Source organism: Enterococcus quebecensis, assembly GCF_001730365.1.
GTDB lineage: Bacteria > Bacillota > Bacilli > Lactobacillales > Enterococcaceae > Enterococcus_L > Enterococcus_L quebecensis.
Genome location: NZ_MIKB01000012.1, coordinates 179,078 through 202,168 on the forward strand (window position 1 = coordinate 179,078; position 23,091 = coordinate 202,168).

Here is a 23,091-nt window from a genome sequence, read left to right on the forward strand (position 1 = left end):
CACTTATGAAAAAAGAGCGCGTCGATATTTTAGCGTTTACTCAAGGATTATTTGAAACGAGAGAGAAAGCCAAACGAGCAGTGATGGCAGGACTTGTTTATAACGATAAGAATGAACGATTGGATAAGCCAGGTGAAAAAATAGCCATTGAGACACCACTCCAAGTGAAAGGGCAGACATTACCTTACGTTTCACGTGGTGGATTGAAGTTAGAGAAAGCACTAGATGTTTTTCAATTAGATGTCACAGATAAAACGATGTTGGATATTGGTGCGTCAACTGGCGGATTTACTGATGTGGCTTTACAAAACGGAGCCCGCTTAAGTTATGCGCTAGATGTTGGATACAATCAGTTAGCTTGGAAAATTCGGCAAGATGAACGAGTAGTTGTGATGGAGCGAACGAATTTTCGCTACAGTACACCAGAGGACTTTCATGAAGGAGTGCCGGATATTGCAACGATTGATGTTTCCTTTATATCACTTAAATTGATCTTGCCGCCGTTACACAAAATCTTAAAACGAGGCGGTAAAGTAGTTGCTTTAATCAAACCTCAATTTGAGGCTGGTAAAGAGCTTGTTGGTAAAAAAGGCATTGTTCGTGAACCTGAAACACACAAGTTGGTTTTAACCGATATCCTTTCATTTGCTCAAGAACACGGATATTTAGTCAGTGGATTAGATTACTCGCCGATTACTGGAGGAGAAGGAAATATTGAGTTTTTAGCCTATTTAACTTCAATAGAAGCAGCAGAGGTAGTAGACCTTTCAAAAGAAATCGCAGATGTTGTTGATGAGGCTCATAAGAAATTAAAAGGCTAGATTAAGAAATAAAGATCAGAATGATTGAGTTTTTTATTCGAGAAATACAAGCGATATATAAGACTGAGAATGGGCGCCTAGCGTTTTATTTCAGTCTTATTTTTTATCCTTTCAAAATGCATAAAAATACGCTATGATAAAAATAGAAATGAACCGAAAAAGGAGCATATTATTTTATGAGGAAAAAAGATCGGCATCGTCTGATTACTCGTTTACTAGCTGATAAAAATATTCAAAAACAAGAGGACTTTGTGATTTATCTTCAAGAAAAAGGGGTTGAAGTAACCCAAGCTACGATTTCTCGTGACATCAAAGAAATGAAATTAATCAAAGTCCCTTCAATAGAAGGTGGCTACCGCTATAGTATCCCAGCCGAAACAAAAGAAGATACATCTGCAAAATTAGAAAAACTAATGAAAGATGCATTTGTTTCAGTTGATCAGATGGAAAAGCACGTTATTTTGCGTACTATACCAGGGAATGCTGCAGCTGCATCTAATTTAATTGAGAAACACTACAAAGAAATCGTATTTGCAGCAATTAACGATGATGATAGTGTGTTAATAATTGCTCGAACTGAAAAAAATGCTGAATTTTTAAAAAGTGAACTGTTCCGATATTTATAAAATCGAGGTGAATAAAAAATGCTGCAAGAACTTTCTGTAAAGAATTTTGCGATCATTTCCTCTTTACAATTAGAGTTTCAAATGGGAATGACTGTTTTAACAGGAGAAACAGGTGCTGGAAAATCAATTATTATAGATGCAATGGGTCTTTTAACTGGTGGCAGAGGATCAAGTGATTACATTCGCCAAGGTGCATCAAAATGTACGTTAGAAGGTTTGTTTACCATGCCTAAAAACCAAGAGTTGTTTAACCTATTAGAAGAATTAGGTATTGAAGCAGATGAAGAATCAATCGTCATTCAAAGAGATATTTCAACATCAGGGAAAAATGTTTGTCGTGTAAATGGACGTATCATTAATATTGCGAATTTGCGAAAAGTTGGAGAGTTTCTTGTTGATATCCATGGACAAAATGAGCACCAAGAATTGATGCAAAGTGAAAAACACTTAGGGATGTTAGATGACTTTGGGGGTAAAGAATTACTTAAGGTAAAAGAACAATATGAAGAAATCTATGCTGAATATCGCTTAATTGAAAAGAAAGTTAGAAACCGTCAAAAAAATGAAAAAGAATTTGCCCAACGGATGGATATGTTGCAGTTTCAAAGTGACGAAATTGCTGCGGCTGAACTTGTTTTAGGCGAAGAAGAACAATTGATGGAAGAACGGAATAAATTAGGGAATTTCCAAAAAATTGCGGATGCACTAGCAGTAAGTTATGAAGCCATCAATGGAGATGGTGACAGCAGTTTAGATAAGATCGGTTATGCGATGAACGAACTGCTATCTATTGAAACACTAGATTCGGAATATAAAGCAATATCAGAAGCTGTTCAAAATAGTTATTATCTTTTACAAGAAGCTAGTGGCGATTTGTCTCGCCATATTGATAGTTTAGAACTAGATGAAAATCGCTTGAATGAAGTTGAAACAAGACTGGAACTTATTCGCCAGATGAAAAGGAAGTATGGCGAATCGATTGAATCCATCCTTGATTACTATCAAGAAATTACACGTGAACTGGCAGATGCTGATTTTCTGGAAGGAAAAACGGGTCAGTTAGAAACGTTATTAGTCGAAAAGAGAAATCAAGTTTTTGAAACAGGCCTGAAGTTGCGGGGAATTAGGAAAAAAATTGCGAAAAAACTCGAAAAAAATATTTTACAGGAACTAAAAGAATTGTATATGGAGCGAACAGTATTTGACATTCGTTTTATGGAATTACCAGAAGAGCAATTCACAGAAGAAGGGTTAGACCAAGTTGAGTTTTACATCACAACAAATCCAGGAGAGCCACTAAAACCATTAGTAAGAGTGGCTTCTGGCGGAGAGCTTTCTCGTGTGATGCTAGCGTTAAAAACAATTTTTTCTAAATCGCAAGGAATTACGAGTATTGTTTTTGATGAAGTTGATACAGGCGTTAGTGGTCGTGTCGCACAAGCTATTGCGGATAAAATTTATCAGATATCTGAAAACTCACAAGTATTATGTATCACTCATCTTCCTCAAGTTGCAGCTGTAGCAGATTATCAGTATTTTATAGAAAAAGAAATTATTGGTGAACGGACTGAAACTAAAGTGAGAAGATTGAAGCAGAATGAACGTGTAGCAGAAATTGCCCGTATGCTTTCAGGAAGTGAAATTACTAAGTTAACTACTGAACATGCGAAAGAACTATTAAAGATGGCTGGAAATGAACGGAAAGACTAACCTGAGCCAGTTCGTTATTCCAAGTTGCTCAAAAATGGAGAAGGTAGATGTCGTATAACGTCATCTATCTTCTCCATTAATCTTTATTTAGTTGATTATCTTAAACTCATTATGGCAGTCAATACTGTTGAACCGGCAATGGCGATTAGCATCAACCAAACAACGATTTTCGTTACTTTAGAAAAAGTACTCGTCTTTTTATCGTTCATTGATTCTACACATCCTTAATCTTTACTTTCTATAGTGTACAACCTTTTATTAAAATCGGCAACTAGAAATTTTACAAGAGGTTTCGTTTCTTTAATCTTCGAATGACGAAAATACATGTGGCCGTAGTGATAACAAAGATCCACCAAAAAGCATCGGCTCTGTTGGCGAATGGTAATTTAACGTTCATTCCAAAGATACCGCCGATGATGGTAGGAATCGTTAGAACAATTGTTAAAGAGGTCAAGATTTTCATTACGTTGTTAAGGTTGTTTGAAACAATTGCAGAAAATGTATCACTGACTTTGTCTACAAGCTTTAGTTGAATGTTAGTAGTTGTGGCAGCTTGTTTTGTTTCTACAAGAATATCATGAAGTCGGGGAAGATGTGCTCTAGGATCTCTAAAAATTCTAGCGGTGTAGAGCATATTTAAGACTTCTAAATTAGAAGCAATAGCAAAGTCGAAATAAACTAAACTCTTTTGAATATCCATCATTTGATAGAGTTGACTGTTTTCGGTTGAAACTTGTAATTCCCCTTCAAGTTTATTAGTTTGTTGGATTAACTCTTTTAAAAAGCGGTTGTAACTAGTTGAAATTTGCCAAGATAGGTATAAAATCAAGGTTTCTTGAATCGGTAATTCGCTATCAGGGACTGGTTGAGTGAAAAGTTGCTTCAAAAAATCAGCTGGATTGTTGATGACTGTGATTACTTTTCCATCGGTTGTTAAAATGATTGCAAAAGGAAATGTGTTTAATTGAGTATATCCGCTAGGGCTTGTCTCTGCATGAGGATATTGAAGTAACATAAGTGCGGGTTCTTCCAGCGTATTTTGGTGCACGCCCTCAAAGCGAGAATTTTCGTTGTCATCTAGTACACCTGTGATATAATCTTTAGGAAGTTCGTAGGCCGTAACTAATTGGTCGATCTCTTCTTCCGTTGGTTTTTCTACATTAAGCCACACTGTGTCAGATGTATCTGTTTGTGAAGAAGTAAAATGTCCATTTTCTATTTTTAAATAAGTAATCAAAATGCCACCTCGTTTTTTAAGAATCTACTTCTATCTATTATAATAGATAGAAGTAGATTTTGGGGAATAAAACTCTTGTCATTTGGTATTATTTAGGCACGAACTTTTAAAGGAAATGAAACATCAGTGTAAAGTAAATGAAGTATAGTTAACTAAGTGTGTTATGAAAGGAATTGTTAGTAAATGGTGTCGTTTTCAATCATTATGCTTTTTTGGTATGTTTTTCCAGTAATTGTCTTATTTGCGTGTAATTTTATTATTTCAACGTTTTCGTTAACAGAACGTTTTAAAGTAAAAGCTCCAGATATCTCAATTCCATTTTTGTTTATAGGATTAAACGAATTATCAAAAGATAGTTATGGTCAATCAATTGTTCCCTATATGGTTATCTCAGTTTTACTGTTAGGTATTTGTGTAGCGGTCTTTCAAGCCTATTACTATGGCGAGATTCTTTATGGCAGATATTTTAAGATGTTTTGGCGATTAGTTTTTCTTTTCAGCCTAGTCTTATACGCCGTACTTATTTTACTGAATATCGTTCATTATTTTTCGTAAAACTGAAAGGAGAGGGGAAAGAAAGTTCACCACTTTCCCCCAACAAATTTATTTGTAATATTTTCATGAGAAAATAAAAATAAAAAAAATAAGTGAATTCTTTTAAAAACTTATTACATAGCTATTGATATCGCTTTTTTTTAAAAAGAATAGTATTTTGAAATATTACAAAATTTTTAAATAACCATTAAATGAGGGTAGATTCACCGTTTTTGGTGGTAGAAAGTGGTAGGATGTGGTAGACTGTTTCTATCAAGTGGAAAAGTGGGGAATATTGGCTATGTTTATGGGTGAATTTCAACATAATATAGATGCCAAAGGCCGACTCATCGTACCAGCTAAATTTCGAGACCAATTAGGTGAGAAATTTGTGGTAACTAGAGGGATGGATGGCTGTTTATTTGGTTATCCAATGTCCGAATGGGAACAACTAGAGGAAAAGTTAAAAGAGATGCCGCTAGCTAAGAAGGATGCCCGCACGTTTGTCCGCTTTTTTTACTCGGCTGCTACAGAATGTGAGATCGATAAACAAGGCAGAATAAATATTCCGGCTGCGTTGAGAGCACATGGGAGCATAGAGAAGGCTTGCGTAATCATCGGTGTTTCAAATCGAATCGAGATTTGGGATGAAGCGCGTTGGCAAGAATTTTCTACAGAGGCTGAAGAGAATTTTGATGAAATTGCAGAAACAATGATTGATTTTGGTTTTTAGAAAGAGGAGCATTATGACGAAAGACTTTCAGCACTATACTGTTTTGCTAAAAGAGACAGTTGACGGCTTACATGTGAAAGAAGATGGGGTATATGTCGACTGCACATTAGGTGGCGCAGGTCATAGTGAGTATTTACTTTCTCAACTGGGCGAGCAAGGTCATTTATATGCGTTCGACCAAGACCAAAAAGCATTGGATTTTGCAGCACAACGATTAAAAAAATATGTTGATCGAGGCATGGTGACTTTTATCAAGTCGAACTTTCGGCACTTAAAAAGAGAATTAGCGAAGCAAGAGATTTACCATGTTGATGGTATTTTATACGACTTGGGTGTTTCTTCACCTCAACTGGATGAAGCAGAGCGAGGTTTTAGCTATCATCAAGATGCACCGCTAGACATGCGGATGGATCAACAAGCAGAATTTTCAGCTTATGATGTAGTCAATAATTATACTTATAATGAATTGGTGAAGATATTCTTTCGTTACGGTGAGGAGAAATTTTCTAAACAAGTAGCTAGAGAAATTGAACGTGTACGCGCTAAAGCACCAATTGAGACGACTGGTGAATTAGTCGAAATTATTAAAACAGCCATACCAGCGCCAGCCAGACGCAAAGGTGGACATCCGGCAAAACGAATTTTCCAAGCGATTCGGATTGCTGTAAATGATGAACTAGGGGTTGTAGAAGAATCGTTAGAACAAGCAATTGCTTTACTAAATAAAAATGGTCGGATTAGTGTAATTACCTTTCACTCACTAGAGGATCGAATTGTGAAAAGCATGTTTAAAGAATATAGTACAATGCAGGATTTGCCACCAGGACTTCCGGTGGTTCCTGAAGAATTTCAACCAGAGTTAAAAGTAATTACTAGAAAGCCGATTTTACCAGGTGAGACTGAATTGGCTGAGAATAATCGCTCAAGAAGTGCTAAATTAAGAATTGCCGAAAAAGTCAAACTAAACATATAGAGGAAGGGGTAAGAACATGGCTGAATTAAAAAAAGTGGATGATTTTCAATATGATGTTCCATTGATGGATGAGCCATTCACAGAGCCAATAAATGAACCTAAAGTTCAAAAAAACGTGAACCTACCCCAATCTCCGAAAAGGAAGCTGAGAAATATCTCACTTTTGGAAAAGACAATCGGCTTTTTATTGTTAGTAGCGATTATTGGAATAGCAGTTCTCACCATTCAAGTACGTACATCTATTACACAAATGACTAATGAGATCACAGAAACGCAAGCAACGATCCAAGAAAAAGAAGAGTCAGCTTTAAAATTAGAGCAACAAAAAAATGAATTATCAAAAGCAGATCGTATCAAGGAAGTTGCAAAGAACAAGGGTCTTTCAGATAACCTTGATAACATAAGGAAAGTGAAATAAATGACTATAAAAAATAAAATAAAGAATTTTGTCAAAAAGAAGAACTTAAATCCAATGAACAATCGTAAAAAAGTAGGCATTATTTTATTTGCTACGAGTATTGGATTGTTCTTTTTATTTGCCTTTAGATTAACGTACATAGTTGCAGTAGGAAAAGTCGCAGGTGTCTCTTTACCAGAAAAAACTGCAAATCTCTATCAAGGAAGCAGTGTTGTCAAGGCAAAAAGAGGAGCTATTTTAGACCGAAATGGAAACGTGATTGCAGAAGATGCGACTTCTTATTCTGTTTATGCTATTTTGTCTGAGACTTATCTAGGTGAAGAAAATAAAAAACTATATGCACAGAAAAAAGATTTCCAACTATTAGCGGACATTTTAGATAGAAATACTGACCTCACTAAAGATGCCGCTTTAAACTTTTTAAATAGCGGTGTAAATGAAGATGGATCTGTGAAATTTCAAGTTGAGTTTGGCTCTAAAGGTAAAAATATTACGTTAGAAACCAGACAAAAAATCGAAAATGAACTCAAACAAAATAAAGTCTCAGGTCTATACTTTGAAGGTCACCCAGCTAGGATTTATCCAAATGGTGCATTTGCTTCCCATTTTATTGGCTATACAGGTTCTGCTGATGCGGAAGATGATTCAAAAGGCTTGGTCGGTAAGATGGGCATAGAAAAATCATACAATGATATTTTAAGTGGAACAGACGGCAAAATTGATTATAAAAAAGACGTTTACGGAAATCCCTTGCCAGGAACTGTGGCAAGTGAAAAGAAAGCAGTTGATGGTAAGGATATCTATACGACTTTAGATAGCCGTATCCAAAGTCGATTAGAGTCGTTATTAGATCCAGTTATGGAAGAATATAAACCAGAAGATATGACTGCTATGTTGATGAAAGCCAAAACGGGTGAGATATTAGCGATGTCACAACGCCCTTCTTTCAATCCTGAAACAAAAGAAGGATTAGGAAAAGATACTGTGTGGCGTAATATTTTAGTAGAAGATAAATTCGAACCAGGTTCTACTATGAAACTTTTTACTTCAGCTGCGGCTATGCAGGAAGGAAAATTTAATCCTAATGCGACATTTGTTTATCCGGCTGGCGGGTATAAGTTGGATGATAGAACTGTAAATGATCATGATTTTGGTGCAGTTGGTCCATTAACGTTCCGACAAGCTATTTCTTGGTCAAGTAACGTAGGGATGCTTACTTTAGAACAAGCAATGGATCCTACGGGGAAAGTTTGGAGAAGTTATTTAGAAAAATTTGGATTTGGAAAATCGACAAATTCAGGTTTAGCAGGAGAATCTTCGGGAGAGTTACCTGGCGATAACTGGGTCGATTTGGCGATGTCGTCATTTGGTCAAGCGGTCTCTGTAACAAACTTCCAAATGATGCAGGCTTATACATCAATAGCTAATGATGGTTCTATGTTAAAACCTCAATATATCAGTAAAATCGTTGATAAAGATACCGGTGAAGAAAAAGTCACAAAACCAGAAAAAGTAGGACAACCGGTGATAACGCCTCAAGCGGCGAGTGATATCCGAACGTATATGATAGATACCGTAGAAGATCCAACCTATGGTATTGCTCACGATGTTTACTCAGTACCTGGTTATCATGTGGGGGTTAAAACTGGAACTGCACAAATTACTGGAGAGAATGGTTACATGGCTGGTTTGACTGATTATACTTATTCAGTAGTAGAATTTGTGCCAGCTGATAATCCAGAATATATTTTATATCTTACAATGAAAAAACCTCAGACATATACAAGAGATGCACTTGCAAAAATAGCAAATCCATTGATGCAAGTGGTAATGGATTCTATGGATAGTCAATCAACGACATCAGTAGAACCTGCAAAATAAATCGTTAAAAATGAATGACAAAGTAACTCAATATGAGTTGAATAATTAGGAGAGATATCATGGAGTGGACACAAATTTTTATTCCCATAGTATTTAGTTTTGCTATAACGGTAGCAGTAATGCCGATGTTTATTGGGTATTTTCAAATGAAAAAGCAAGGTCAAACAACACGTGAAGATGGTCCAACTTGGCATAACGTAAAAACTGGTACGCCAACGATGGGTGGTTTGGTTTTCTTAGTGGCAAGTTTCATTACGTCACTATTAGTGGGATTGTGGCAGAAAGAGCTTACTCCTTCTTTACTAATTATTTTATTTATCTTGGTACTGTATGGATTATTAGGTTTTTTAGATGATTTTATCAAGGTGTTTAAAAAAAGAAATATGGGGTTGAATTCCCGTCAAAAATTAATTGGGCAAATTATTGGTGGTTTAGTTTTTTATTTTGTTTATCATTCTGAAGGTTTGTCAGATTCGTTAGACTTGTTTGGAATTGTTTCGTTACCTTTAGGTATTTTTTATGGTGTGTTCGTTATTTTTTGGTTAGTTGGTTTTTCAAATGCCGTAAATTTGACTGATGGTATTGATGGATTAGTTGCTGGTTTAGGAACGATTTCATTTGCGACATATGCGATCATTGCTTGGAAACAGCAACAGTTTGATGTTGTTATCGTTTGTTTAAGTGTAATCGGTGGTTTGTTAGGTTTCTTTCCGTACAATAAAAAGCCAGCTAAAATTTTTATGGGAGATGTTGGTTCTCTCGCTTTAGGTGGTTTACTAGCAGCTATTTCTATTATATTACGTCAAGAGTGGACATTACTTTTGATTGGACTTGTTTATGTGTGTGAAACGGCAAGTGTCATTTTACAAGTTGCTTCATTCAAATTATTTGGAAAACGAATTTTTAAAATGTCTCCGATTCATCATCATTTTGAAATGTGTGGTTGGTCGGAATGGAAGATCGATATTGTCTTTTGGTTAACAGGTGCCATTTGTTCAGGCATTACACTTTGGATTATTTTTTAAATTATTACTATGAGATCTAGCCAAAAGAAGCAGCGCTTAGGAAAATAGATGATTTTGAAATGGAACAAAGAAGCGTTCCACATCAAAATCCCTAATTTTCTACAGAGCTGACCGCTTCTTTCAGCTTTTCAGTGAGATCTAGCCAAAAGAAGTAGCACTTAGGAAAATAGATGATTTTGAAATGGAACAAAGAAGCATTCCACATCAAAATCCCTAATTTTCTACAGAGCTGATCGCTTCTTTCAGCTTTTCAGTGAGATCTAGCTAAAAGAAGCAGCGCTTAGGAAAATAGATGATTTTGAAATGGAACAAAGAAGCGTTCCACATCAAAATCCCTAATTTTCTACAGAGCTGACCGCTTCTTTCAGCTTTTCAGTGAGATCTAGCCAAAAGAAGCAGCACTTAGGAAAATAGATGATTTTGAAATGGAACAAAGAAGCATTCCACATCAAAATCCCTAATTTTCTACAGAGCTGATCACTTCTTTCAGCTTTTCTAAGATAAGGGGAAATGATAATGAAAAAAATTACAAATTATGAAAATAAAAAAGTCCTTGTTCTTGGACTAGCTAAAAGTGGTGTTAGTGCTGCTAAGTTGCTGCATGAACTAGGTGCATTAGTAACTGTCAACGATTTTAAACAATTTGATCAAAACCCGGAAGCCCAAGATTTATTAACCTTGGGTATTCGTGTTGTTACAGGTGGGCATCCGATTGAACTATTAGATGAAGATTTTTCTCTGATCGTTAAAAACCCAGGTATACCTTATACGAATCCTTTAGTAGAAAAAGCTTTAAGCATGAATTTGCCAGTTATTACTGAAGTTGAGCTGGCTTATCAAATTGCAGAGTGTCCGATTATCGGAATTACTGGAACAAACGGCAAAACAACAACAACTACAATGATTGGCTTGTTATTAAATGCGGATCGCAAAGCTGGGACTGCTCGTTTAGCCGGAAATATTGGTTATCCAGCCAGTGAAGTGGCAGAAGAAGCAAGTACAGCGGATGATATTGTTATGGAATTATCAAGTTTTCAGTTGATGGGTATTCAAACATTTCAACCTCAAATAGCTGTAATTACGAATATTTATGAGGCACATTTAGATTATCATGGTTCTAGAGATGAATATGTTAAAGCTAAATGGGCAATACAAAATAATATGAAAAAAAGTGATTGTCTCGTCCTAAATTGGAATCAAAAAGAATTACAAGAATTAAGTAAAAAAACAAAAGCTGCAATTATTCCATTTTCAACAAAAGAGAAAGTCGCAGGAGCATATCTTGCGGATGGGAAAATATACTATAAAGAGGAATACATCATGTTGGCAACGGAATTGGGTGTTCCAGGTAGCCATAATATTGAGAATGCATTGGCTGCAATAGCTGTAGCCAAATTGAAAAATGTTCCGACTGATGTAATAAGACAAACGTTGATGATTTTTAGCGGCGTACCTCATCGTACACAATACCTTGGAGAAACAGCTGGACGTAAATTTTATAATGATTCAAAAGCAACAAATATATTAGCAACGGAGATGGCACTTAGTGGTTTTGATCATTCCTCACTTATTTTATTAGCTGGTGGTTTAGACCGAGGAAATAGTTTTGATGAATTAATTCCTTCATTAAAGGGAATTAAAGCAATTGTTCTTTTTGGGGAAACAAAAGATAAACTGTACCAAGCTGCAGTTGAAGCTGGTATAAAAAAGATAAAATTAACCGAAAATGTTCAAACAGCTGTAGGTGAAGCCTATGATTTTTCCGAAAAAAATGATACTATTCTATTATCGCCTGCGTGTGCAAGTTGGGATCAATATCCTAATTTTGAACTGCGAGGAGATGCATTTATTCAAGCTATGCATCAGCTAAAAGACAAAGAAAAGTGAGATAATTATGAAAATATTAATAACCGGCGGCGGAACAGGTGGACACATTTATCCAGCTTTGGCCTTTGTAAACTACGTAAAACAAGTAGAACCAGACACAGAGTTTATGTATGTGGGAACACAAGCAGGACTGGAAAGTCAAATTGTACCCAAATATGGTATTCCGTTTAAAACAATCAAGATCCAAGGATTTCGTCGTTCGTTAAGCCCTCAGAATATTAAAACTGTTTATCTTTTTTTAAGCAGTATTGGAAAAGCTAAAAAAATTATTAAAGATTTTCAACCAGATGTTGTTATTGGAACGGGTGGTTATGTATCAGGTTCGGTTGTTTATGCAGCAAAGCAATTGAAAATACCGACGATTGTTCATGAGCAAAATAGCATACCTGGAATCACAAACAAATTTTTAAGTAAGTATGCGACTAAAGTGGCTATTTGCTTCCCAGATGTTGCCGAGTATTTTCCTAAAGAAAAAGTTGTGTTGACAGGGAATCCTAGAGCTCAAGAAGTAGTGACGATTGAAAAGACAGATGTGTTAAAAGAATACGGCTTAGATCCTGATAAAAAAACTGTTGTCATTTTCGGTGGAAGCCGTGGGGCGTTAAAAATCAATCAAGCTTTTGTTGAGGCTCTGTCTCTCTTTGAGCAAAGAGAATATCAGGTTCTTTATGCATCGGGTGAGAGATACTATAAAGAATTACAAGAAAAACTAAATCTTTCCGAAAAGAAATTGACAAACGTAAGCATTCAGCCTTATATTGATAAAATGGCAGAAGTTCTGGCAGCTGCAGATCTAATGGTCGGTCGCGCTGGAGCAACATCCATTGCAGAATTTACAGCGTTAGGGCTACCAGCTATCTTAATCCCAAGTCCATACGTTACAAATGACCATCAAACAAAAAATGCTCAAAGTTTAGTCAAATCTGGAGCTGTTGAAATGATCAGTGACCAAGAGCTAACAGGTTCTAAGCTAGCTACTGAAATTGACCGTATTTTATTAGATGAAGAACGTCATAAAATGATGGCAGAAGCATCTAAAAAAGAAGGTATCCCAGATGCTGGTGAACGACTATTTAAAGTGGTAAAAGAGATTACTTGATAGGGGGTGTGAAAGATTAGTAAGAAAAAGGACGATCCAAAAAATAAAGATGAGAAAGAGTTAGATTCAACTAACGAGTTAGGAGAACAAGAGTTGACTCCTTGGCAAAAAGAAAACCTTGAGTATTTGAAAACACAAGGTGATCAGCCAGGATGGAATCCCTCTGTATTATCTAATGAACAGAATCAAGAAGAAATTGTAGAAGATACCGAAACTGAAACAGAGGAAGCTCCTTCAGAAAATCTTGAAACAGAAGAAATACAAAAGAAAACTTACGAATCTTTTGCAGACCGCTTACCAAACATAAAAAAAGTGCGAAATAAACGTCTATTCCGTCGCTTGACACTTATTGTATCAGTATTTATGATAGCGATAGTGATTGTATTGTATTTTGTTTCTCCACTAAGTAAGTTAGGTACTGTTAGCGTAACAGGTAATAAGTCCGTAGATAGCCAGAAAATCATTGCCCAATCAAAGTTAGAACAGGGTAAAAGTTTGTGGGAGCAATTTGGAGATCGGGATATATATGAAGAAAAGATTGTACGACAATTACCACGTGTAAAAAAAGCAACGATTTCATTGAGCGGTATTAATTCATTTAACATAAAAATTGATGAGTATGAAGTAGTTGCTTTAGAGTCAATAAACAATGTTTTTCATCCTATTTTAGAAAATGGTAAAATTTTGCCGGAAGAAATGAAAGCACCTATAAGCGGTATGCCTGTTTTCCAAAATTTTAAAGATCAGTCAATAATTAAAAACTTAATGAATTCTTATAACAAACTTCCTGAGGATTTAAAGCAAAATATCTCAGAAATTCGTTATGCGCCTTCTAATGCAAACAAAGAATTAATCAATCTTCACATGAAAGATGCCAATGAAGTCATTGTGAATATCTCTCAATTGGAAGAGAAAATGGCTTATTACGGGAGAGTAGCAAGTCAAATGGACAAACCAGGAATCATCGATATGGAAGTTGGGATTTTCTCATATCCTTTTAATAATGAGGTCACTGAAGAAAGTGCAGGAGAATCTTCACAGCCATTAGAGTAAAGTTAATAAAAATAAAAGAATAAAATAATAGAATCTGCTTTCTAAAAAGCCTATGTTTATGGTAAAATTGAAAGAAGTGAGTATTCATAAAAAAATACATATGAAAATGGGCATTTCTTGTCTGTTTACATATTGGAATTAATAGGAGGAGGAACCCCATTCATGGCAAAGACAGGAATGTATGTAGGCCTTGATATTGGTACAACATCTGTAAAAGTTGTAGTGGCTGAATTTATTGAAGGTCAAATGAATATCATTGGCGTAGGAAACGCAAAATCTGATGGATTAAATCGAGGAATCATCGTCGATATTGATAAAACAGTAAATGCGATTCAAAGAGCAGTAAGACAAGCAGAAGAAAAAGCGGGAATTCAAATTAAAAGTGTGAATGTGGGGTTGCCAGCAAATCTACTTGAAGTGGAAAATTGTCAAGGCATGATTGCTGTAAGTAGTGAGTCAAAAGAAATCACTGATGAAGATGTAAGAAACGTTGCATCGGCAGCTCTGGTTCGTTCAACTCCTCCTGAACGTCAAATCGTAGCAATCCTGCCTCAAGAATTTACAGTTGATGGGTTTGAAGGGATCAAAGATCCTAGAGGAATGATTGGTGTTCGTTTAGAAATGTTCGGAGTGGTATTCACAGGTCCGAAAACAATTATCCATAACACAAGAAAATGCGTTGAAAAAGCTGGTTTAATTGTAAATGAATTAGTAATTATGCCGTTAGCACTAACTGAAACAGTTCTTTCAGATGGTGAAAAAGATTTTGGTACGATTGTTATTGATATGGGGGGCGGTCAAACAACGACTTCAGTGATGCATGATAAGCAATTGAAGTTCACTCATGTTAATCAAGAAGGTGGCGAATTTGTCACTAAAGATGTTTCTATCGTATTGAATACATCATTCAATAATGCGGAGGCATTGAAAATCAACTATGGTGATGCCTATCCTGAAAGAACATCCGTAAGCGAAGAATTTCCAGTTGACGTAATTGGTAAATCTGAACCTGTAAAAGTTGATGAACGTTATCTTTCAGAAGTAATTGAAGCAAGAGTAGAACAAATCTTTAAGAAATCTAAAGAGGTGTTAGACGAGATTGATGCGTTGGAACTTCCTGGCGGAGTGATTCTAACTGGTGGCGGAGCAAGCCTTCCAGGCGTGGTTGACTTGGCACAAGAAATCTTTGATGCAAGTGTGAAATTGTATGTACCTAATCATATGGGTCTACGTAACCCAGTATTTACAAATGTGATTAGTATTGTAGAATATTCTGCTCAACTAAATGATATTTATCATATTGCTAAAGGTGCGATTCCAGGAGAAAAGATTAAATCATCACAGCCAATCGCAGTTCAACAAGAAATACAGTATGATACGTATGCAGATACACCCCAAGACGACTATGACGATTCTGAAATACACGAATCCGGTGAAAATGTTACAGGTAAGATCAAAGACTTCTTCTCAAACATTTTTGACTAACAATTAAAACAGGAGGAAACGATAATATGGAATTTTCTTTAGATAATAACATTAACAATGGCGCTGTCATCAAAGTTATCGGTGTAGGCGGCGGCGGCGGCAATGCTGTTAATCGCATGATCGATGAAAACGTTAAAGGCGTTGAATTCATCGCTGCAAACACAGATGTACAAGCTCTTAAAAACTCAAAAGCTGAAACAGTGATTCAACTTGGACCTAAATATACGCGTGGCTTAGGAGCTGGATCACAACCCGAAGTTGGACAAAAAGCTGCAGAAGAAAGTGAACAAGTAATTTCAGATGCCTTACAAGGGGCGGATATGATTTTTATCACTGCAGGTATGGGCGGTGGAACAGGAACAGGAGCTGCTCCTGTAGTTGCTAAAATTGCCAAAGAATTAGGTGCATTAACAGTAGGTGTTGTTACAAGACCATTTAGTTTTGAAGGTCCAAAACGTGGACGTTACGCAGCAGAAGGAATTGCACTTTTAAAAGAAAATGTTGACACGCTATTGATTATTTCCAATAATCGTTTATTAGAAGTTGTTGACAAGAAGACACCAATGCTTGAAGCATTCCGTGAAGCAGACAACGTATTGCGTCAAGGTGTACAAGGTATTTCAGACTTGATTACAGCTCCTGGTTACGTTAACTTGGACTTTGCTGATGTGAAGACAGTTATGGAAAACCAAGGAACAGCTTTGATGGGAATCGGTGTTGCTAGCGGGGAAGATCGTGTGATTGAAGCAACGAAAAAAGCAATCTCTTCTCCACTACTTGAAACATCTATTGATGGTGCTGAACAAGTATTGTTAAATATCACTGGTGGCTTAGACATGACATTGTTTGAAGCACAAGATGCTTCAGATATTGTGACAAATGCAGCGACAGGTGATGTGAACATCATCTTAGGTACATCTATTAATGAAGATTTGGGCGATGAAATTCGTGTAACTGTTATTGCGACAGGAATTGACCCTTCAAAAAAAGATCGTAAACCTCAACGTCAAAATAGACCAACTCAAATCCAAGCTGTGCAACAAGCACCTGTATTGGATATGGAGCAATCAAAACCATCGCAACCTCAACCACAAGAAGAGACTAGTGCTTTTGGTGACTGGGATATACGTCGTGAACAAAACGTAAGACCTAAAGTAGAAGATACAACATTTGAAAATGTTGAGAAAAAAGATTTTGAAACATTTCATCGTGAAGAACCATCGCAAAACAATGACGATGAATTAAACACACCACCATTTTTCCGCAGAAAACGATAGGAGAGACTTTTGAGCATGCTAGTTGATAATTTAGAAAAAATAAATCAAGATATTCGGCTAGCATGTCAGAAAGTATCGCGTTCAGGCAATGATGTAACCATGATTGCTGTGACTAAATCAGTGGGAAATGATACAGCCAAGGAACTTGCTGAACTTGGTATTGAGAATATGGCTGAGAACCGAGTAGATAAATTACTTGACAAAAAGATGGCACTGAAAAGTTTTTCGTCTATTAAGTGGCATTTGATTGGTAATTTACAGCGTAGGAAGGTAAAATCAATAATAAATGAGATAGATTATTTTCACGCTTTGGACAGTTTGAAACTAGCAGAAGAAATTCAGAAGCGAGCAGAACAGCAAATTTGCTGTTTCGTTGAGGTAAATGTGACTGGTGAAGAGAGCAAACATGGTTTCAGATCAGATGAAGTCCTTGACTTCATCCTACAATTAGCAGATTTTGATAAAATCAAAGTTGTAGGATTAATGACGATGGCGCCGCTGGATGCTTCTGAGCAAGTTCTTCACGAAGTTTTTTCTCAGTTAAAAAAACTGCAAACAGCAATAAATAATCAGCATCTGTCATTTGCGCCATGTACAGAGCTTAGCATGGGAATGAGTAACGATTTTCCTATTGCTATTGAAGAAGGTGCAACTTTTGTACGAATCGGAACAGCAATTTTCAGAGGTGCGTAAAGGAGGGGAATCTATGTCAATTTTTAGTAAAAATGCGTTATCGAGCTTTTTTGGATTATCTGGTGAAGATGAATATGATAATTATGATGAATACGAAGAGCAAAAGGTTGTTAATCAACAACCAAGACAGACGGTTCGACAAGCAACAGCACAGGTACAAAAACCAACTGAGCCTTTGACCGAAAAACCATCTGCTCGTTATCGTTCAACAGAAACGCATCAGAATAAGAATGAAAGCCGTCAGGAAACAGCATTTAATGAGAAAAAGGTTGTCTCCATGCGTAGTTCTAATAACTCAAATAAACGTTCGCAAGATACACATAACTCAGCTAGGTCTGGTAAAATTACTATTATTGAACCACGGGTCTATTCTGAAGCAATGAATATTGCTAAACATATTATTGCAAGTGATGCGGTATTAGTTAATTTTCATTTAGTAGAAGAAAATCAAGCAAGAAGAATTGTTGACTTTCTTACAGGAACAGTTTATGCATTAGATGGAGACATTCAACGTGTAGGCGATGAAATTTTTCTTTGCACGCCATCAAACATAGAAATTGATAGTGCTACGGCTCAATCGTTAGCAAAAAAACAAATGTTTGATTTCTAGTCAGGAGGTTGTTATTATCGCTCTATTTATATTTATATTATATAAGGGTGTCCAAATCTATTCAGGACTTTTAATTATTTATGCATTATTATCGTGGTTTCCAGGAGCATATGATTCTACGTTTGGTCGTTTGATTGCAAGGATTTGTGAGCCATACTTAAGCTTATTTGATCGACTAAATTTGAGAATCGGTATGGTAGGCTTTAACGTAATGATTGCAATTATCGTGTTGAATTTAGCAGCAAGCGGATTAGGACGTATTTTACAATCGATCATGTATCAATAAAAGAAAGGATGGTTTGTCTATGAACGCAAATGTGTACCAACATTTTCGAAAAGATGAGCATCCTTTTATTGATTCTGTAGGTGATTGGTTAGAACAAGTTGAAAGTCAATATGCCCCTTACCTATCTGATTTTTTAGATCCTAGGCAGTCTTACATTTTAGAAACGTTGATAAGACAAAATAGTGAATTGGAATTCCAGTTTTATGGTGGTTACGAGCAAGCTGAGCGTAAACGTTGTTTGATTTATCCAGATTACTATGAACCTAAGCAGGATGATTTTGAATTAGAATTACTAGAAATTGTTTATCCTGCAAAGTTTTCTACGTTATCTCATGGTAAGATTTTGGGAACTTTAGTTAATACAGGAATTAAGCGTGAATATTTTGGGGATATTATTTCTGACGGCGATAGATGGCAAGTCTTTGTTGCTAAAGAAGTAGCGAACTTTATTTTGACACAGGTAGAAAAAATCGGAAAAATATCTGTAAGATTGGAAAAAAGAAAATATACAGATATGATCCTTCCTAAAGATGACTGGATGCAGGAACGAACAACAATAAGTTCTTTACGTCTGGATAATTTGATCTCTAGCGTATATAATATATCTAGACAGAGATCAAAGCAGTTAATTGAATCTGGAAAAGTCAAAGTGAATTGGACGGAAAATTTACGATCAGATTTCTTGGTAGACCTATTGGATATTGTGTCTATTAGAGGTTTCGGCCGAATCCAAATTCAAGAGTTAGAAGGTAAGACGAAAAAGGACAAGTTTCGTTTGTTATTGGGTGTTTTACGAAAATAATCCAAAGAGGTGAAGGAATATGGCATTAACTCCATTAGATATTCAAAATAAGAATTTCTCTACGAAAATGAGAGGTTATAGTCAAGACGATGTCGATGATTTCTTAGATCAAGTAACGAAAGACTATGAAGATTCTCTTCAAAAGAGACGTGAACTTGAAAAATCATTAAAACATGCGGAAGAAAAATTACAATATTTCAATGAATTAAAAGATGCATTGAACCAATCAATTATTGTCGCTCAAGATACAGCAGATAAAGTGAAAACTAGTGCGAATAAAGAATCTGAGGTTATTGTTACTTCAGCTGAAAATACAGCGAACGAAATGATCTCTTCTGCTGAAAAACGCTCAAGTAATCTTATTACATCAGCGGAAGAAAAAGCAAAAGAAATTTTAACTGATGCAACGGATCGTGCTCGCCAATTGGCTGCTGAAACGGATGATTTGAAGAAGAAGACTCGTGTCTTCCACCAACGTCTAAGTTTAATGCTAGAAGCGCAATTGGAACAAGTTAAGAGTGAAGAATGGAATGAATTATTAAAACCATTCTCAAGCTATGTAAGTGACTCACATACTGTTATTAAAGAAGTTCTTGCACAAGAGCTTGATAAAGGTGAAGAAGTTGTTGCAAGTGAAGTTGAAGAGATTGACAGACCAACTCTTGAGCAAGCTGCAATGGATCCAAAAGCAATGCTTGATTTACTAAATAAAGATCCTAAATAATGATGTAAATAAATAGAACAGAAAAGTCAATAACCATTCTTTTAGCGAGTCAATGATAGTGAAAGTTTGACAGACCCTGGTATTGAAAAGATCCTCTATTTTACTCAAGTTTGAATGAAGTAAAACTTGACGAGTGATTTCGTTAACAATTACAGAGGAGATAATCGAGTGTATTGATTATTTTAAATTTGGGTGGTAACGCGAGTACTTTCGTCCCTTGGGATGAAAGTACTTTTTGCTTTGCTGTGAATCACCACGATTGGCTTTGCCAGGCTGAATGATTCACAGAACTTGGAGGACGTAGTCGAGCGAATGTAACAGATCAGACAAAGAATAGAGTAAAGGGTTGCTTTACACTAGTTAACACAGCTACTCCTTTATTAATCAATATCTATCAATGAAAGTGAGGAAATAAAAATGAAAATGAAAGAAACATTACAGTTGGGGAAAACAGCTTTTCCAATGCGTGGAAATTTGCCAAATCGTGAAGTAGAATGGCAAAAAGATTGGGAAGAACAAAAAATTTATGAAAAACGTCAAGAACTTAATGAAGGAAAGCCGACATTTGTTCTTCACGATGGACCGCCATATGCAAATGGAAATATTCATTTAGGACATTCATTAAATAAAATTAGTAAAGATATCATTATCCGCTCAAAATCAATGTCAGGTTTCCGCTCACCATATGTACCTGGTTGGGACACACATGGACTACCAATTGAACAAGTTTTGACGAATAAAGGAATCAAAAGAAAAGAAATGACTTTAGCAGAATATCGCGAAAAATGTGAAGAATATGCGCGTTCACAAGTAGATACACAACGTGCAGATTTCAAACGTTTAGGGGTTGCTGGAGACTGGGAAAATCCTTATATCACGTTAGATCCTTCATATGAAGCTGCTGAAATTCGTGTATTCGGAAAAATGGCAGAAAAAGGTTATATCTATAAAGGACTAAAACCAATTTATTGGTCACCTTCAAGTGAATCATCACTAGCAGAAGCAGAAATTGAATATAAAGATGTTAAATCACCGTCTATTTATGTCGCTTTCAAAGTAGTGGATGGTAAGGGGATTTTAGATACAGATACTTCACTAGTAATCTGGACAACAACTCCATGGACACTTCCAGCAAACTTAGGAATTTCTGTAAATCCTGATTATAAATACGTTATTGTTAAAGCATATGGCAAAAAATATGTTGTTGCAAAAGATCTTTTAGACACTGTTAAAGAAGCTATTGGCTGGGAAGATCTGGAAGTACTTGAAACAATTTCTGGTAACGACATGGAGTATATGACAGCACAGCATCCATTTTATGATCGGACATCATTAGTCATGTTAGGTGATCATGTCACATTAGATGCTGGTACTGGTTTAGTTCATACAGCACCTGGACATGGTGAAGATGACTATATTGTTAGTAAAAAATATAACCTTGAAGTTCTTTCACCTGTGGATAATCGCGGTGTGTTTACGGATGAAGCACCTGGTTTTGAAGGGATATTCTATGATAAAGCTAATCCGATGATTACAGCATTGCTTGATGAAAAAGATGCGTTATTAAAATTAGATTTCTTTACCCATAGTTATCCACATGATTGGCGTACAAAAAAACCAGTTATTTATCGCGCAACACCACAATGGTTTGCATCTATAGATAAGTTCCGTCAAAATATCTTAGACGAAGTAGAAAAAGTTGACTGGATTCTCCCTTGGGGTAAAACACGTCTTTACAATATGATTCGTGACCGTGGTGATTGGGTAATATCTCGACAACGCGCTTGGGGTGTACCTCTACCAATTTTCTATGCTGAAAATGGAGAAGCGATTATTACACCAGAAACGATCGAACATGTAGCCAATTTATTTGCTGAATATGGATCAAATGTTTGGTTCAAGCGTGAGGCAAAAGAACTATTACCAGAAGGCTTTACACATCCAAGTTCTCCTAATGGGGAATTTACGAAAGAAAATGATATTATGGATGTTTGGTTTGATTCTGGGTCATCTCATGAAGCAGTACTGCGTCAACGTCCAGAACTGACTTTCCCAGCTGATATGTACCTAGAAGGCTCTGATCAATATCGTGGCTGGTTCAACTCAAGTATTACGACAAGTGTGGCTATAAATGGTGTAGCTCCTTACAAAGCCGTATTATCTCAAGGATTTACATTGGACGGCGAAGGTCGTAAGATGAGTAAATCACTAGGAAATACAATCTTACCAGATAAAGTAATTAAACAAATGGGTGCAGACATTCTACGTCTGTGGGTAAGTAGTGTGGATTATGAAGCGGATGTACGTGTGTCAATGGATATCCTAAATCAAGTATCTGAAGTTTACCGTAAAATCCGTAATACAATGCGCTTCTTATTGGCAAATACAAGTGATTTTGAACCAAAAGAACACACTGTAGCATATGAAGAATTACGTTCTGTGGATAAGTATATGATTGTACGATTAAATCAAGTAATTAAAGAAATCCGCGAAAAAGGCTATGATAAATACAACTTCATGCAAATTTATCGTTCAGTAATGAATTTCTTAACCGTTGATTTATCGTCATTCTATTTAGATTTTGCCAAAGATGTCGTTTATATCGAAGCAGAAGATAACTATCAACGTCGTTGTATGCAAACAGTATTCTACCAAACAGCAGTGGCTTTAACTAAACTGTTGACTCCAATTATTCCACATACTTCTGAGGAAATCTGGAGCTTCTTAAAAGAAGAAGAAGAGTATGTACAATTATCTGAATTCCCAGGATATGAAGAATTTGCAAATCAACAAGAGTTATTAGACACATGGGCTGCATTTATGGACTTTAGAGATAATGTTTTGAAAGCATTGGAAGAAGCTCGTAATTCCAAATTGATTGGTAAATCATTAGAAGCTAAAGTAACTGTTTATCCAAATGAACAAATCCATGAGTTATTAACAGCTGTGGATGCAGATGTGGCTCAATTATTGATTGTTTCTGATTTTGAGGTGGCTGCTAAAACGGCAGAAATTCCTGAAAATGTTGAAAAATTTGATGATATGTCGATTCTTGTGGAAAAAGCAGCAGGTGAAACATGTGATCGTTGTCGTGCAGTACGTACAGATGTCGGTGAAGATGAAAAATTACCACATCTATGTGGACGTTGTGCAACAATCGTTGAAGAAAATTATCCAGAAGCTGTAGCAGAAGGATTTGAAGAGTAGAAAAATAAAA

Annotated in this window: 22 protein-coding genes; 20 read left to right on the top strand and 2 right to left on the bottom strand. The window is 36.1% G+C overall.

Annotated features, from left to right (window positions below; all coding sequences use genetic code 11):
* Positions 1 to 5 precede the first annotated feature (5 nt).
* The 3 genes from BCR23_RS05265 to recN all read left to right on the top strand — a co-directional run bounded on the left by BCR23_RS05265 (position 6) and on the right by recN (position 3,157).
* Complete coding sequence (locus BCR23_RS05265) at positions 6 to 821, top strand: TlyA family RNA methyltransferase (RefSeq protein WP_069634431.1); 816 nt, start codon at positions 6 to 8, stop codon at positions 819 to 821.
* A 176-nt stretch (positions 822 to 997) separates the two neighbouring features.
* Positions 998 to 1,447, top strand: a complete 450-nt coding sequence (locus BCR23_RS05270; RefSeq protein WP_069634432.1) for an arginine repressor — start codon at positions 998 to 1,000, stop codon at positions 1,445 to 1,447.
* An 18-nt stretch (positions 1,448 to 1,465) separates the two neighbouring features.
* Positions 1,466 to 3,157, top strand: coding sequence for a DNA repair protein RecN (gene recN, locus BCR23_RS05275; RefSeq protein WP_069634433.1), 1,692 nt, complete (start codon positions 1,466 to 1,468; stop codon positions 3,155 to 3,157).
* A gap of 95 nt (positions 3,158 to 3,252) precedes the next feature.
* On the opposite strand, the gene BCR23_RS14470 is transcribed toward recN, so the two are convergent.
* A complete protein-coding gene (locus BCR23_RS14470; RefSeq protein WP_071870045.1) occupies positions 3,253 to 3,366 on the bottom strand; it encodes a DUF4044 domain-containing protein in 114 nt (37 codons plus the stop codon).
* A gap of 71 nt (positions 3,367 to 3,437) precedes the next feature.
* Positions 3,438 to 4,394, bottom strand: coding sequence for a magnesium transporter CorA family protein (locus BCR23_RS05280; protein ID WP_069634434.1), 957 nt, complete (start codon positions 4,392 to 4,394; stop codon positions 3,438 to 3,440).
* Positions 4,395 to 4,577: 183 nt separating this feature from the next.
* On the opposite strand from BCR23_RS05280, the gene BCR23_RS05285 reads away from it, so the two are divergent.
* The 17 genes from BCR23_RS05285 (at position 4,578) to ileS (ending at position 23,081) form a co-directional block, all read left to right on the top strand.
* Complete coding sequence (locus tag BCR23_RS05285; RefSeq protein ID WP_069634435.1) at positions 4,578 to 4,949, top strand: DUF3397 domain-containing protein; 372 nt, start codon at positions 4,578 to 4,580, stop codon at positions 4,947 to 4,949.
* A gap of 280 nt (positions 4,950 to 5,229) precedes the next feature.
* Complete coding sequence (gene mraZ, locus BCR23_RS05290) at positions 5,230 to 5,661, top strand: division/cell wall cluster transcriptional repressor MraZ (RefSeq protein WP_069634642.1); 432 nt, start codon at positions 5,230 to 5,232, stop codon at positions 5,659 to 5,661.
* A gap of 13 nt (positions 5,662 to 5,674) precedes the next feature.
* Entirely contained in the window at positions 5,675 to 6,634 is a 960-nt protein-coding gene (rsmH, locus tag BCR23_RS05295; protein ID WP_069634436.1) for a 16S rRNA (cytosine(1402)-N(4))-methyltransferase RsmH, read from the top strand.
* A 16-nt stretch (positions 6,635 to 6,650) separates the two neighbouring features.
* Positions 6,651 to 7,052 carry a cell division protein FtsL gene (gene ftsL / locus BCR23_RS05300; RefSeq protein ID WP_069634437.1) on the top strand — a complete coding sequence of 134 codons (402 nt, stop codon included), beginning with the start codon at positions 6,651 to 6,653 and terminating at the stop codon, positions 7,050 to 7,052.
* Positions 7,053 to 8,933, top strand: a complete 1,881-nt coding sequence (locus BCR23_RS05305) for a peptidoglycan D,D-transpeptidase FtsI family protein (protein WP_069634438.1) — start codon at positions 7,053 to 7,055, stop codon at positions 8,931 to 8,933. It abuts the gene before it with no gap.
* Between the two features lie 59 nt (positions 8,934 to 8,992).
* Entirely contained in the window at positions 8,993 to 9,958 is a 966-nt protein-coding gene (gene mraY / locus BCR23_RS05310; protein ID WP_069634439.1) for a phospho-N-acetylmuramoyl-pentapeptide-transferase, read from the top strand.
* A 516-nt stretch (positions 9,959 to 10,474) separates the two neighbouring features.
* Positions 10,475 to 11,845: a UDP-N-acetylmuramoyl-L-alanine--D-glutamate ligase gene (gene murD / locus BCR23_RS05315; RefSeq protein WP_069634440.1), complete on the top strand. Its 1,371-nt coding sequence runs from the start codon at positions 10,475 to 10,477 to the stop codon at positions 11,843 to 11,845.
* Positions 11,846 to 11,852: 7 nt separating this feature from the next.
* Entirely contained in the window at positions 11,853 to 12,944 is a 1,092-nt protein-coding gene (murG, locus tag BCR23_RS05320; protein ID WP_069634441.1) for an undecaprenyldiphospho-muramoylpentapeptide beta-N-acetylglucosaminyltransferase, read from the top strand.
* Between the two features lie 93 nt (positions 12,945 to 13,037).
* Positions 13,038 to 13,997: a cell division protein FtsQ/DivIB gene (locus BCR23_RS05325; protein WP_069634442.1), complete on the top strand. Its 960-nt coding sequence runs from the start codon at positions 13,038 to 13,040 to the stop codon at positions 13,995 to 13,997.
* A gap of 162 nt (positions 13,998 to 14,159) precedes the next feature.
* The gene (gene ftsA, locus BCR23_RS05330) at positions 14,160 to 15,482 is read left to right on the top strand and encodes a cell division protein FtsA (RefSeq protein ID WP_069634443.1); all 1,323 of its coding nucleotides are present in this window, start codon (positions 14,160 to 14,162) and stop codon (positions 15,480 to 15,482) included.
* Between the two features lie 26 nt (positions 15,483 to 15,508).
* On the top strand, positions 15,509 to 16,759 hold the full coding sequence (ftsZ, locus tag BCR23_RS05335; protein WP_069634444.1) for a cell division protein FtsZ: 1,251 nt from the start codon (positions 15,509 to 15,511) through the stop codon (positions 16,757 to 16,759).
* Positions 16,760 to 16,774: 15 nt separating this feature from the next.
* Complete coding sequence (locus tag BCR23_RS05340; protein WP_069634445.1) at positions 16,775 to 17,452, top strand: YggS family pyridoxal phosphate-dependent enzyme; 678 nt, start codon at positions 16,775 to 16,777, stop codon at positions 17,450 to 17,452.
* Positions 17,453 to 17,465: 13 nt separating this feature from the next.
* Entirely contained in the window at positions 17,466 to 18,062 is a 597-nt protein-coding gene (locus BCR23_RS05345; protein ID WP_069634446.1) for a cell division protein SepF, read from the top strand.
* On the top strand, positions 18,052 to 18,348 hold the full coding sequence (locus BCR23_RS05350; RefSeq protein ID WP_240482529.1) for a YggT family protein: 297 nt from the start codon (positions 18,052 to 18,054) through the stop codon (positions 18,346 to 18,348). The genes BCR23_RS05345 and BCR23_RS05350 overlap by 11 nt, the downstream gene beginning before the upstream one ends.
* A 19-nt stretch (positions 18,349 to 18,367) precedes the next feature.
* Positions 18,368 to 19,150: a YlmH family RNA-binding protein gene (locus BCR23_RS05355; RefSeq protein WP_069634447.1), complete on the top strand. Its 783-nt coding sequence runs from the start codon at positions 18,368 to 18,370 to the stop codon at positions 19,148 to 19,150.
* Positions 19,151 to 19,169: 19 nt separating this feature from the next.
* Positions 19,170 to 19,874 (top strand): DivIVA domain-containing protein, encoded by a 705-nt coding sequence (locus BCR23_RS05360; protein WP_069634448.1) that lies wholly within the window; start codon positions 19,170 to 19,172, stop codon positions 19,872 to 19,874.
* A gap of 417 nt (positions 19,875 to 20,291) precedes the next feature.
* Positions 20,292 to 23,081, top strand: coding sequence for an isoleucine--tRNA ligase (ileS, locus tag BCR23_RS05365; protein ID WP_069634449.1), 2,790 nt, complete (start codon positions 20,292 to 20,294; stop codon positions 23,079 to 23,081).
* The last annotated feature ends 10 nt before the right edge of the window (positions 23,082 to 23,091 follow it).